The sequence below is a fragment of the Oceanisphaera sediminis genome, from assembly GCF_039539745.1.
Taxonomy (GTDB): domain Bacteria; phylum Pseudomonadota; class Gammaproteobacteria; order Enterobacterales; family Aeromonadaceae; genus Oceanimonas; species Oceanimonas sediminis.
In genome coordinates this window covers 61,936-74,247 of the sequence record NZ_BAABDS010000039.1, presented here as the reverse complement: position 1 = coordinate 74,247, position 12,312 = coordinate 61,936, and the positions used below count along the sequence as shown (strand labels likewise).

Annotated in this window: 12 protein-coding genes; 5 read left to right on the top strand and 7 right to left on the bottom strand. The window is 62.4% G+C overall.

The features are described 5' to 3' along the window. Nucleotides 1–187 precede the first annotated feature (187 nt). From ABD827_RS13975 to ABD827_RS13950, 5 genes are all read left to right on the top strand, one after another. Entirely contained in the window at nucleotides 188–1,390 is a 1,203-nt protein-coding gene (locus tag ABD827_RS13975) for an aromatic ring-hydroxylating oxygenase subunit alpha (protein ID WP_344965302.1), read from the top strand. Between the two features lie 3 nt (nucleotides 1,391–1,393). After that, nucleotides 1,394–2,821 carry an aldehyde dehydrogenase family protein gene (locus tag ABD827_RS13970; RefSeq protein WP_344965301.1) on the top strand — a complete coding sequence of 476 codons (1,428 nt, stop codon included), beginning with the start codon at nucleotides 1,394–1,396 and terminating at the stop codon, nucleotides 2,819–2,821. 193 nt (nucleotides 2,822–3,014) lie between these two features. Continuing rightward, entirely contained in the window at nucleotides 3,015–4,388 is a 1,374-nt protein-coding gene (locus ABD827_RS13960) for an FAD-dependent oxidoreductase (RefSeq protein ID WP_425568005.1), read from the top strand. A 10-nt stretch (nucleotides 4,389–4,398) separates the two neighbouring features. Continuing rightward, the gene (locus ABD827_RS13955; RefSeq protein WP_344965300.1) at nucleotides 4,399–5,715 is read left to right on the top strand and encodes an NAD(P)/FAD-dependent oxidoreductase; all 1,317 of its coding nucleotides are present in this window, start codon (nucleotides 4,399–4,401) and stop codon (nucleotides 5,713–5,715) included. Next, a complete protein-coding gene (locus ABD827_RS13950) occupies nucleotides 5,712–6,062 on the top strand; it encodes a cupin domain-containing protein (protein WP_344965299.1) in 351 nt (116 codons plus the stop codon). Before ABD827_RS13955 ends, ABD827_RS13950 begins: the two co-directional genes overlap by 4 nt. A 77-nt stretch (nucleotides 6,063–6,139) precedes the next feature. On the opposite strand, the gene ABD827_RS13945 is transcribed toward ABD827_RS13950, so the two are convergent. The 7 genes from ABD827_RS13945 to ABD827_RS13915 form a co-directional block, all read right to left on the bottom strand. Continuing rightward, a complete protein-coding gene (locus ABD827_RS13945) occupies nucleotides 6,140–6,496 on the bottom strand; it encodes a RidA family protein (protein WP_344965297.1) in 357 nt (118 codons plus the stop codon). 76 nt (nucleotides 6,497–6,572) lie between these two features. Further along, nucleotides 6,573–7,967 carry an FAD/NAD(P)-dependent oxidoreductase gene (locus ABD827_RS13940; protein WP_344965296.1) on the bottom strand — a complete coding sequence of 465 codons (1,395 nt, stop codon included), beginning with the start codon at nucleotides 7,965–7,967 and terminating at the stop codon, nucleotides 6,573–6,575. Continuing rightward, the gene (locus ABD827_RS13935) at nucleotides 7,954–8,286 is read right to left on the bottom strand and encodes a (2Fe-2S)-binding protein (protein ID WP_344965295.1); all 333 of its coding nucleotides are present in this window, start codon (nucleotides 8,284–8,286) and stop codon (nucleotides 7,954–7,956) included. Before ABD827_RS13935 ends, ABD827_RS13940 begins: the two co-directional genes overlap by 14 nt. After that, complete coding sequence (locus ABD827_RS13930) at nucleotides 8,264–9,394, bottom strand: NAD(P)/FAD-dependent oxidoreductase (RefSeq protein WP_344965294.1); 1,131 nt, start codon at nucleotides 9,392–9,394, stop codon at nucleotides 8,264–8,266. Before ABD827_RS13930 ends, ABD827_RS13935 begins: the two co-directional genes overlap by 23 nt. 50 nt (nucleotides 9,395–9,444) lie before the next feature. Then, on the bottom strand, nucleotides 9,445–10,446 hold the full coding sequence (dctP, locus tag ABD827_RS13925; protein ID WP_344965293.1) for a TRAP transporter substrate-binding protein DctP: 1,002 nt from the start codon (nucleotides 10,444–10,446) through the stop codon (nucleotides 9,445–9,447). 17 nt (nucleotides 10,447–10,463) lie between these two features. Then, a complete protein-coding gene (locus ABD827_RS13920; RefSeq protein WP_344965292.1) occupies nucleotides 10,464–11,762 on the bottom strand; it encodes a TRAP transporter large permease in 1,299 nt (432 codons plus the stop codon). Further along, nucleotides 11,755–12,312, bottom strand: a complete 558-nt coding sequence (locus ABD827_RS13915; protein ID WP_344965291.1) for a TRAP transporter small permease — start codon at nucleotides 12,310–12,312, stop codon at nucleotides 11,755–11,757. Before ABD827_RS13915 ends, ABD827_RS13920 begins: the two co-directional genes overlap by 8 nt.

Here is a 12,312-nt window from a genome sequence, read left to right as displayed (position 1 = left end):
GTAATGAAAATCCCTGCATTTATAAGGCTTATTAAGGAATTGGAATCAACTGGAGCTCGGATGACAAAAGCTCATCCATACCCGGCTAAAAAGTCGTTTGTTTGTTGCTCATGTGTTAACGAGAATCCTCCCCATCGGCACCCAGAGTGCCCGTTGCCAACTTCAGCGCAGGGAGCACTGCGTTACCATGGGAGAAACCACAATGAGCAATGCCAACCAGACCATCATTCCAATTCGGCAGGTAGAAAGCGTGCTGAATCCGATCACCGAAGCCAGCGGCATGCCGAACACCGCCTACACCAGCCAGGAATATTTCGCCTTCGAGCGGGATCAGGTGATCGGTAAAACCTGGGCCTGTGTCGGCTTTGCCTCCGACCTGGTCAAGAACGGCTACGTCAAACCGGTCAGCTTTATGGATCTGCCGCTGCTGATGATGCGCAACAAGGACGGCGAAGTGCAGGTGTTCCACAACGTCTGCAGCCACCGCGGCATGCAACTGGTGCACGAAGCCGGTGAAGTGCAGGGCATGATCCGCTGCCCCTACCACTCCTGGACCTACGATTTGAACGGCAACCTCAAGGGCACGCCGCACGTGGGCGGCATCGCCAAGCACAAGGACGATCGCTTCAAGTGCGAAAAGCACGGCCTCAAGGCGCTGCGCTCCGCCATCTGGATGGACATGGTATTCGTTAACCTGTCCGGCGATGCGCCTTCGTTTGAAGAACACATAGCGCCGCTGGAATCCCGCTGGAGTGCCTTTTTGGGCAACGACGGCATGGGCCTGCTGCGCCGGGTCAACATGGGTGGCCACCTGGAAATTGAAGTGGCGAGCAACTGGAAGCTGACGGTAGAAAACTACTGTGAAGCCTATCATCTGCCCTGGGTGCACCCCAGCCTGAATACCTATTCCAAGCTGGAAGATCACTACAACATCATGTTTGACGACCGCTTCGCCGGTCAGGGCAGCACCGCCTACAACCTGTCGGACACCGCCGGTACCCACCTGCCCAAGTTCCCGAGCTGGCCGGCCGACAAGCTGCGCCACGCCGAATATGTGGCCTTGTTCCCCAACGTATTGCTCGGCATTCAGGCCGACCACGCCTTCGCCATGATGATTGACCCCATTCATGCGGAAAAGACCGTGGAAAACCTGCGCCTCTACTACGTGGGTGATGAAGCGTTGAAAGATGAATACGCCGCCTGCCGCACCGCCACCCTGGAATCCTGGCGAGTGGTGTTCAGCGAAGACATCGGTGCGGTAGAAGGCATGCAGAAGGGCCGTCATTCCCCCGGTTTCGGCGGCGGCGTCTTCTCTCCCGAAATGGACCTGCCGACCCACTTCTTCCAGAAATGGCTGGCCACCCAAACCAAAGCGGCGCTGGAGGCATAATCAATGCAGCATTATCTCAACTATATCGATGGCGAATGGCGGGATGCGTCCCGCCAACTCACCGTCATGAATCCCGGCACCGGTGAAGTCTATGCCACCGTTGCCCAGGCGAGCATTGAGGATGCGGATTCGGCCATGGCCGCCGCCCGCCGCTGTGCCGACAGCGGCGCCCTGAGCGACGTCCGTCCGGCCCAGCGCACCAGCTGGATGCTGAAGGCTGCCGATGCCATTCGTGCCATCGCCGACGACGGCGGCCTGGTGGCCTGCCGCGAAAACGGCAAGAGCCTGAATGACGCCCGCGACGAGTTTCTGGAAGCGGCCCGTTACTTCGAATATTACGCCGGCATGGCCGACAAGATTGAGGGCATTTCGGTGCCGCTGGGCAAGGACTACATGGATTTCACCCAGTACGTGCCCTTCGGTGTGTCGGTACAAATCGTGCCCTGGAACTTTCCGGTGTCCATCTGCGCCCGTTCGCTGGCCCCGGCGCTGGCGGCCGGCAATGCGGTGGTGATCAAGTCGCCGGAGATTTCTCCGCTGGCAATGACCCTGCTGGTTCAGGCCATCGAACAGGCCGGTTTCCCGAAAGGGGCGGTCAACCTGCTTTGCGGCAAGGGTTCGGAAGTGGGCAGCCACCTGGTCAGGCATCAGGACACCAACCAGATAGTGTTCACCGGCTCTGTGCCTACCGGTCAGCGCATTCTCAAGGATGCGGCCGAGCGCGCCACCCCCTCGGTGATGGAGCTGGGCGGCAAGTCCGCCGCCATTGCGCTCAAGGATGTCAACCTCGACACCCTGCTGGCCAGTGTGAAGGTCGGCATCTTCTTCAACGCCGGTCAGGTGTGCTCGGCCATGTCGCGGCTGCTGGTGCAGCGCGATCGCTATGAAGAAGTGAAAGCCGCCGTGGTGGCGCTGGCCGAGAGCCTGACCATAGGGCAGGGCGAAGCCAACCCGGATCTGACGCCGGTGGTGTCACAGGATCAGCAACAGCGGGTGCTGGCGATGATCGAACAGGCTCGGGCCGAAGGCGCCAACATTCTTGCCGGCGGCGCGGCACCGGACTTGTCCGGCTACTTTGTGGCGCCGACGGTAATCGAGGCGACCCCCGAGATGACCATAGCCCGGGAAGAAGTGTTCGGTCCCGTGCTGGTGATCATGCCCTTCGACAGCGAAGACGACGCCGTGGCGCTGGCCAACGGCACCGACTTCGGTCTGGTGGCCGGAGTGTTTGGTGAAGGCCTGAGCCAGACCCTGCGCATCGCCAACCGGCTGCGCGGCGGCCAGGTGTTCATCAACGAATGGTTTGCCGGCGGCATCGAAACGCCGTTCGGCGGCGTGGGTCTGTCGGGTTTCGGTCGCGAAAAGGGACAGGAAGCCATCTACAGCTATGTTCAGACCCGCAACATCGGCATTCGTCTGAGTCAGGGTTAAGTAATAAATAGCGAGCTTCATCGCACGCCAGAAGTCAGCAGCGAACGCAGACGCGCCATAAACCCATCCATGGGGGCTCCGCCGCGTCGTCCCTGACGCGGAGGGTCTGCTTATCGCAACCTGACCTCTGTTCAATCGAGTGCGGTGTAACAACCGCTATTTAGCAGTAAACAGGGTAGTGGGGAGAAACAAGATGAAAAAGTGGTTATGCATCATCTGCGGACTGATTTACGACGAGGCCAAAGGCTGGCCCGCCGACGGCATTGCCCCGGGTACTGCCTGGGAAGATGTGCCGGATGACTGGCTTTGCCCCGACTGCCTGGTCGGCAAGGCCGATTTCGAGATGCTCGAGATCACCGACGAAGAGCCGGCTCCGCTGGCGGTCGTGGCCGAGATCAGCACGCCGCTGACCGACGCTGCGGTTGAACCGGTGGTGATCATCGGTACCGGTCACGGCGGCTATCAGCTGGCGGCGGCGTTGCGTGCCCAGTCACCGCATCTGCCCATTACCCTGTTTACTGCCGATGACGGCGCCCTGTACAGCAAGCCGGCCCTGTCCAATGCCCTGGCGCTGGGCAAGGATGGCGACAGCCTGGTCAGCGAACCGGCGCTGGCGTGGGAGCAGCGACTCGGCGTGCGGGTTTACCCTCATACCCGGGTCGAAAAAATCGATCGCGACAACAAGCAGCTGCACACCAATATCGGCGTTTATCCCTACGGTCGTCTGGTGCTGGCCACCGGCGCCTCGCCCATCGTGATCCCGGTGAAGGGCGCCCAGGAGGCGATGATCAGCGTCAACGATCTGGTTGATTACCGTCGCTTCCGCCGGCAACTGACCGGCAAGCGTCACGTCACCATTCTGGGCGATGGCCTGATCGGCTGCGAGTTTGCCAACGATCTGGCTGCGCAGGGCGTGGCGGTAACGGTAGTGGGTCTGGGCCAGTGGCCGATGGAGCGACTGATCCCGCAACCGCTGGGTGAGGCGTTGCAACAGGCGCTGACGGGGCTGGGTGTGGACTGGGCGCTGCAAGACAGCATCGGCCGCATCGATCGTGAGGGCGAAGGTTATTGTCTGCAACTGCAAAGCGGCCGGGTGCTGAACACCGATCTGGTGCTGAGTGCCGTGGGCCTGCGACCCAGTGCCGGTCTGGCCCATGCCGCCGGACTGGCCACCGGGCGCGGCATCAGTGTCGACATCTGCCATCAGACCTCGGATCCCGCTATTTTTGCCCTGGGTGACTGTGCCGAGGTTGAGGGCCAGTGGGCGCCCTATATCGCGCCCATCAACCAGGCCATGCCGGCGCTGGTCAACAGCCTGCTCGGTACCCTGACCCCGGCGGTGCTCAAGCCGGCCCCGGTGCTGGTCAAGACGCCGGTGCTGCCCTTGTCGGTGATGCCGGCCGGTGGCGAAGGTGAGTGGCGCATAGAAGGCAGTGGCCAGGAACTGGCGGCCGGTTTCTACAACCCCGCCGGCGAACTGACCGGTTTTGCCCTGTTGGGCAGCAGCTTGCAGGGCCAGCGCAGCCAGTGGCTGGAACACCTGACCACAAATCGCCACGCGGCCTGAGGAACAGAAGATGATCAACTTACCCAAGGATGACCACAGCTGCGGCTGGTATCAGGCTCTGCCTCCGGCCGCGCCGGTCACCCGGCTCAAGGGCGTGCAGAAAGCCGACTATGCGGTGCTGGGCGCCGGCTTTGCCGGCCTGGCGGCGGCTCGCCGGCTTGCCGAACATCACCCACAGGCGCGCATCGTGCTGGTGGATGCCCAGCGGGCGGCCGAAGGCGCCTCCGGCCGTAATTCCGGCTTTGTCATCGATCTGCCGCACAAGTTTGCACTGGAGCATCCGGACCCGGCCCACAAGCAGAAGCTGCTGGGGCTGAACCGCTCTGCCATCGCCCAGCTGGATAGTCTGGTGCAGCGCCACGGCATCGACTGCCAGTGGTCGGCGGTCGGCAAATATCAGGGCGCGGTGGGCGAGCGGGGCGAGGCCTTTCTCGATCACTTCGAGCACCTGATGAAAGATCTGGGCGAACCCTACCGCAAGGTGGATCATAGCGAGCTGAGCGCGGTGCTGGGTACTTCTTATTACCGGCGCGCCATCTATACCCCCGGGGGGTATCTGATGCAGCCGGCGGCGCTGGTGCGTGGCATGGCCGACCATCTGCCGGACAATGTCGAGCTGTTGGAGCAGTCGCCGATCCGCTCTTTGCAGCGAGAGAATGGCCATTGGTGTCTGCGCGGTGACGACGGCGAAATTCAGGCGCCGAAAGTGCTGCTGGGCACCAGTATCTTCACCCGCGAGTTCGGTTACCTCAAAAACCGGCTGTTGCCGGTGATGACCTTTGCCAGCTGGACCCGTCCGCTGACCGACGCCGAACTGGCACGCTATGGCGGCAAGCTGAACTGGGGGCTGACCCCGGCCGATCATGCGGGCACCACGCTGCGTATGACCGCCGACCGGCGCATTCTGATCCGCAACAGCTACAAGCATGTGCCTCAATATGGCGGCAGTACCAATGACGGCATGCGCCAGCGCATTCAGGCCGATCATCGCCAGGCATTTCTGGCCCGTTATCCGGATCTGGCCGAGGTGCCGTTCACCCATACCTGGGGCGGGGTGTATGCCATCTCCCGTAATTTCACCAATTTCTTCGGGCAGTTGGAAGATGGCGTGTATGCCAGCGCCTGTGACAACGGCGTGGGGGCGGCTTGGGGCACCATTTCCGGCACTCTGCTGGCCGATTTGGCGGTGGGGGCAGACTCCGCCCAACTGCATGACATTCAGCAAGTGACCGGCATACCCAGTCTCAACCCGCCCGAACCTTTTCTGGGGCTGGGGGTAAGAAGTCGTATTGCCCTGGCCAAATGGCAAAGTCGGAGCGAATTATGAGTGAAGTCAGAGTTATCGACAGCAAGGAGCTGGATTTCAGTTTTCGTGGCGGTCCGCCGGGTGCCGCCTATGTGGCCCGGGCGCTGAGCCCCGAGATCTCCCCGAACATCGGGGTGGGTTTTGCCCGCTGGGAAGGGGCCGAAGTGGCCTGGACCGTGCTGTATGACGAAGTGGTGTTCGTGATTGAAGGCTGCTTCGAACTGACCGCCAACGGCAGGAAACACGAGGTTCGCCCCGGCCAGATGCTGTGGATTCCCGAAGGTACCGAGCTGGTGTATGGCGGCCATGCCCTGTTCGGTTATGTGGTTCATCCGGGCAACTGGAAGGAGTTGCACGGACTGGCTTGATGGAAGTACGTCTCCAGGCACTACTTTGCCGGCCCACTCGGGCCGGTTTTTTTATATACCGGATCCTGGCAGGGAGATCAGGCTTCGGGAATGGCGGCGATGACCGAGATTTCAACCAGCAGTTCGGGGCTGGCCATGGCGGCTTCCACACAGGCGCGGGCCGGGGCGTGCCCGGCGGGCACCCAGGCGTCCCATACTCGGTTCATGTCGGCGAACAGACTCATGTCCTTCACATAGATGGTGGCACTCAGCAGGTGCTGGTTGCTGCTGCCGACTTCGGCCAGCAGGGCGTCGACCTTGGCCAGCATGGTACGGGTCTGTTCGGCGATGCCTTGAGTACGGTCTTCGGCCACCTGGCCGCAGAGGTAAACGGTGTTGTTGTGAATGACGGTGCGGCTCATGCGCTCGCTGGTGTGATGGCGTACTAGGGTCATGGTGTCTCCAGAAAGGGTTGCAGCCGCCGAACTTGAGGCTCGGCGGCCGGTGTTGCGTTGGGTGGTATTCGTTGGCTTATTTCGAGTCGTTATCGCCCAGGGTGGCCAGTTCCTGCAGGGTCAGCGGCTTGATGGGCGAGCGAATACGGTAATAGCCCACTTCGGCCGGGGTGGTCTGGCGGGTATCGGCGATAATCTGCGCCACCGTCAGGCCGCACATCCGACCCTGGCAGGGGCCCATGCCGACCCGGCTGAAGGCCTTGGTCTGGTTGGGGCCGGTGCAGCCCTGCCGGACAAAGCGACGAATATCACCGGCGGTGACCTCTTCGCAGCGGCACACCAGGGTTTCGTCGGCCGGCGTGAGAAACTCTGCGGCGGGTTGGTAGAGCACATCGAGGAAGGGGCGAATCGCCATGATCGGGGCCAGGGTGCGGCGCACCGGTGTGGCCAACCGATCCCGCTCACTCGGGTTTTGTCTGCCCAGTTGATGAGAAATTTGCCATACGGCCAGGCGACCGGCCTGTTCGGCGGCCACGGCACCACCGATACCGGCGCCGTCACCGGCGATGAAGATACCCGGAATATCGGTTTCTCCCCAGCTATCGGTACGAGGGCGCCAGCATAGCTGTTGTTCGTCCCACTGGTGGTCGATGCCGATGGCCCGGCTCAACTGCACGTTGGGTACCACGCCCTGGTGCACCAGCAGGCTGGTGGCGTTCAGCGTCTGTTCCTTGCCCTTGTGGGTAAAGCGTACTCGAGCCAGCTTGCCGTGCTCTCCGGCTTCGGCCTTTAGTCCGCTCACTCTATTCAGGCAGGGCACGCCGGAGCCCTTGAGTCGGGCCATGTAATCGAGCCCCTTGAGCAGCATCTTCCAGCCACGCAGGGCGCCGCCGACATGACGGCCGGCCTTGAGATAGTTGTCTCTGGGGGTGGTGTCGAGCACGGCTGCAATCTCGACCCCGGCCCGGTGCAGTTGCAGCGCTATCAGCAGCAACAGCGGGCCGCTGCCGGCCAGCACCAGGGGGGCTGGCGGCGTCAGGCCGCTGGTCTTGAGCATGATCTGGGCGGCGCCGCAGCTCATCACGCCGGGCAACTGCCAGCCGGGGAAAGGCACAGGACGCTCCTGGGCGCCGGTGGCCAGCAGTATTTTGCCCGCCTGCAGGGTGCGGGCCTGACCCTGCGCCGATAGCCGGACTTCCCGCTCGCGGGTGATTTCCCACACGGTGGCGGACGGAATGTAGTCTATCCCGGCCTGGTTGAATGGCGCCAGCAGCTGGCGGCCATGGTAGTAGTCCGGCCCCAGTATGCGTTCATCCTGCGGCGCGGGCGCCGAGATGGCGCGGTATATCTGGCCACCGGGAGCGGCTTGTTCGTCCAGTACGGCGACGGTCAGGCCCTGCTCGGCGGCGGCGGTGGCCGCCGCCATGCCCGCCGGGCCGGCACCGACGATCACCAGATCATACTGCTTCATGGAAGTCTCCCTCTGTCAGCTCTCGGGCCCCCGATTGGCGGCGAATTTTCATGCCGTCGGTCACCTGCACCATGCAGCCCTGTACGTTGGCCAGGCCATCGACTTCTACCAGGCATTCGAAACAGACCCCCATCATGCAGTAGGGGGCGCGAGGGCTGGCAGACACCGGCGTGGTGCGCGACGGCACGGCACCGGCGGCCAGCAGGGCGGCGGCGACCGAATCACCCTCGCGGGCGGTAAAGGGCTTGCCGTCGATTTCCAGGGTGACAGACCCGGCGGGTGCCGTGGCCAGTCGGTTAAAGGGGGAATCGGTCTGCACTGAACGCCTCCAGGGGAATGTCTGTGTCTTTGCCCAGCAGCCAGTCGACCAGAGGGCCGGCATGCACGGCACCCAGGGTCACACCGCTGTGGCAGGTCACCACAAAGGCGCCGGGGTATTGGGCCGACTGTTGATAGATGGGGTAGCCGTCCGGGGTCATTACCCGCAGGGCGCCCCAGGAGCGGATCAATCGTACTTTTTCCAGCACCGGATACATGCGGATGGCGCGGGCGGCAATCTTGCCGAGCTCCTCGGCGGTGGTGCCGGTATCCAGGCCCACGTCTTCCTTGGAGTCTCCCAGCTGCACCGTGCCTTCGCCGGTCTGGCGCACATGGCCGGTGGGGTAGCTGATAAAGTGCTTGAGTCGCTCGGTAATCAGCACCTGCCCCCGGTTGGGCTCAACCGGCGCATGCAGGCCCAGTTGCGGCGCCAGCGCCTTGTTGCCGAGGCCGGCGGCCAGTATTACCTTGCCGGCCTGCAGGCGGTGACCATCCAGTATGATGTCGAAACCGCCCTGTTGCCGGGGCTGGATCTGCTGCACCGGCTGGCCGTTGACCAGGTTTCCACCATGCAGTTCAAAGGCCTGATGCAGGGCCCGGAATAACAGCAGCGGATTGAGGTGGCCGTCCATCGGTGACCAGGTGGCACCGGCGATATCGGGCCCCAGCGCCGGTTCTTTTGCCCGCGCCTGTTCGGCGTTCAGCACCTCGAACGGGTAGTCGCCATCGGCGTCCTGCTGCATCTTGGCCAGCATGTCGGCCCGCTGCTGCAGGCTTTGCTGGTCGAGGCAGACATAGAGGCCGCCGCCTTGCTGCAGCTCGATATCGATGCCGGTATCCTGTTGCAGGTTGGCGGCAAGCTCCGGCCAGAGCCTGGCCGACAGCCGGGACAGCCGGGCATACTCGGGGCAGGTGTCGCCCTTGCCCTGTACCCAGACCAGACCGAAGTTGCCGCGAGAGGCCCGCAGCGCCTGATCGCCTTCGTCGAAGACGGTGACCCTTTTGCCCTGGCGCAACAGGCCGTAGGCCAGGGACATGCCCACCAGACCGCCGCCGATGATGGCCACATCGGTCTCGTTGCGGCTGGCATGGTTGCGAACCGACATCATGTTCTCCTTTGGCAAAATGAGGAAATCGGGCCCGAGCGGGCCCGATGGATTTACTTGAATTGCGCCAGAACCTGCTCGGCCCAGTCGGTGCCGATATCTTTCATGATCTCGGGCCAGATTTGCTCACGGGCCACATCGGCATAGGCGTCGATATCGGCATCGGTCACCGCAACGATGTTGGCCCCGGCATCGGCCAGACGCTGCTCGTAGGCGGACTGATCGGCCTGAGCGGAGTCCCAGCGACGCTGTTCAAAGGCCTGGGCGGCCTGATCCAGGGTGGCGCGCTCGGCATCATCCAAATCCGCATAGCGTTCGGCGTTGATCTGCAGGAACCACACTTCGAAGTGGGTGTTGAGCGGCACATAGGACTTGGTGACGTCGCGGAAGGAGGCGTAGTAGCCTTCGGCACCCGAGCCCATAACGCCGTCTACTACCCCGGTCTGTACCGCGGTAAAGGCTTCTGAGAAAGGCAGGGGCGAGCCGATAAAGCCGGTGTTGTCGGCCAGCAGCTGGAACGACTTCATCGGCGGCACCCGCAGCTTCACGCCCTTGTCATGGCTCGGATCGGCGACCTGTTCCACGTCCCGGTTGAGGGCGATACCGCCGAAGTACACCGGCCAGGCGGCCAGTACCTTGATGTCCTGCGCCTGATACAGATCGTTGATGGTGTTGCGCAGCGGTGAGCCCGGGGTGTAGGCCTCGCGGGCATCGGTCCAGTTTTTCACCATGTAAGGCATGTAGATCACCTGAAAGCGCTTGTCGGCACCGGCAGAAGGCGGCTGCACCGCCATATCGATGGCGCCCAGACTGACCCGCTCCTGTACCACCGTATAGTCGCCGAGGGCGTTGGCCGGATAGACCTTGAGCTTGAGATCGCCATCGGTGGCGGCCTTCAGCTCGTCGGACAGCTGACGCACGTCCTGGTCGATGGCGGTACCCTGGGGCCGCACGTGGGAAATCTTGAGGGTGGCCGCCTCGGCGACGGTGCTGGCCAGGGTCAGCGACAACAGCAGGCTCTTGGCCAGGGTGGTGTATTCAATCCGTTTTTTCATGGTGTTCTCCTTGAGGATCAGTAGCCAAACAGGGCTGGTATATATTCAGACAGATCCGGCCATACCGAGACCAGCACCACTACCGGCAGGTAGCCGAACAGCAGCAGTATCATGGCGGGCTTGATCAATTGGGTGAACGGCACCTTGCCGATGCGCGCACCCATGTAAAGGATGCTGGCATAGGGCGGGGTCACGCCCCCCATGGCGGTGTTGACGCCCATGATGGCGGCAAACTGGATGGGGGTGACACCCAGGGCCGACATCAGCGGCAGCAGGAGCGGCGCCGTGAGTATGATGGCGGTGACGTCGTTGACCACCATGCCAATCAGGAACAGGAACAGGTTGACCATGATCAGCAGCAGCACCTTGTCGGTGGTGATGTCGAAGATGGCATCCACCAGCGCCTGGGGAATGTCTTCCATCACATAGATCTGACTCAGCATCAGGCTGAACAGCACCATGATCAGGATGGCGCCAACCGCGGTGGCGGACTCCTTGCCGGACTCGATAAAGGTGCGCCAGGTCAGACCCTTGTAGATCATGAACCCCACCGGAATGGCATAGATAACGGCGATGGCCGCGGCCTCGGTGGGGGTCATGATGCCGCCGTAGATGCCGCCCAGTATTATTACGGGCATCAGCAGCGCCGGCAGGGCGTGTACGGTGCGGGCGGCGCCTTCGCGAATGGCTTCGTTGAAGGGCTTGGGATCGTCCAGCACCAGCGGGAACTTGCGGGCCATGAACAGGTTGACCAGAGCGAAGTTGAACATGATCAGCAGGCCCGGCCCCAGGGTGGCGAGGAAGCTGGCCAGAATCGAGGTTTCGGTAACCCAGCCGTAGACGATCATGGTGACGCTGGGCGGGATAAGCAGGCCCAGAATGGACGAGTTGGCAATCAGTGCGGTGGCGTAGGCGCGGGGATAGCCCTGACGCTCCATCTCCGGGATCAGCAGCGGTCCGATGGCGGCGATGCCGGTGAGGCCACTGCCGGAAATGGCGCCGATAATGGCGCAACTGACCGACGCCACCACGCCCAGACCGCCACGAATGCGGCCGACGAACAGGTTGACGAACTTGAGCAGACTGCCGGCGATGCCGCTGACACTCATCAGGGTACCGGCAAACACGAACAGGGGCACCGCCAGTAGCACCGGGGTGGCCAGCTGATTAAAGCCCCACAGCATGGTGCCTTTCATGGTGGCGTCTCCCACCAGGCTCATCACCATCAGGCCGGCGCCAAAGCAATAGGGCAGCGGCACGCCGATGGTGAGCAAAATCACCAATACGGCAAAGGCCAGAATCGCAATTTCAACCATGGAACTTCTCTCCTTTCTGTTCTTCCGTGAGCAGCTTGAACTCGGTCACCTCGGCCGGTTCGGGAATGGTGTCGACCCGGTGGGCCTCACCGCCCGCCAGCAGGGTGCGCAGGTGTTTCAGCAGGTGCCAACCCACATAGAGGGTCATCACCATCAGGCCCATAAACAGGGCGGCTTCGTAGATGATGGTGGGAATGTAGAGGGTCGGGCTCTCTTTCCAGACCCGCTTGGCATACTTGAAGTAGTCCCAGGCCCACCAGGTCAGCCAGCCGGAGATGGCAAGGCTGATGGTTTCGGAGAACACCGCCAGCCAGTGACGTGCTCTGTCGGTCTTGAGAAAGACGTCCAGCACATTGGCGCGGATCTGGGTGTCTTCGCGAGAAGCGTTGACCGCCCCCAGTATGTAGAGCCACATGGTGGGGATCAGCGCCATTTCTTCCAGCCCCATCATGGGTGTTTCAAACACGTAGCGCGAAATCACCTGTACGGCCTGAAAACCGGCCACCGTGGTGATCAGCAGCGTCAGTGTGTACTTGAATACCGTTTCCAT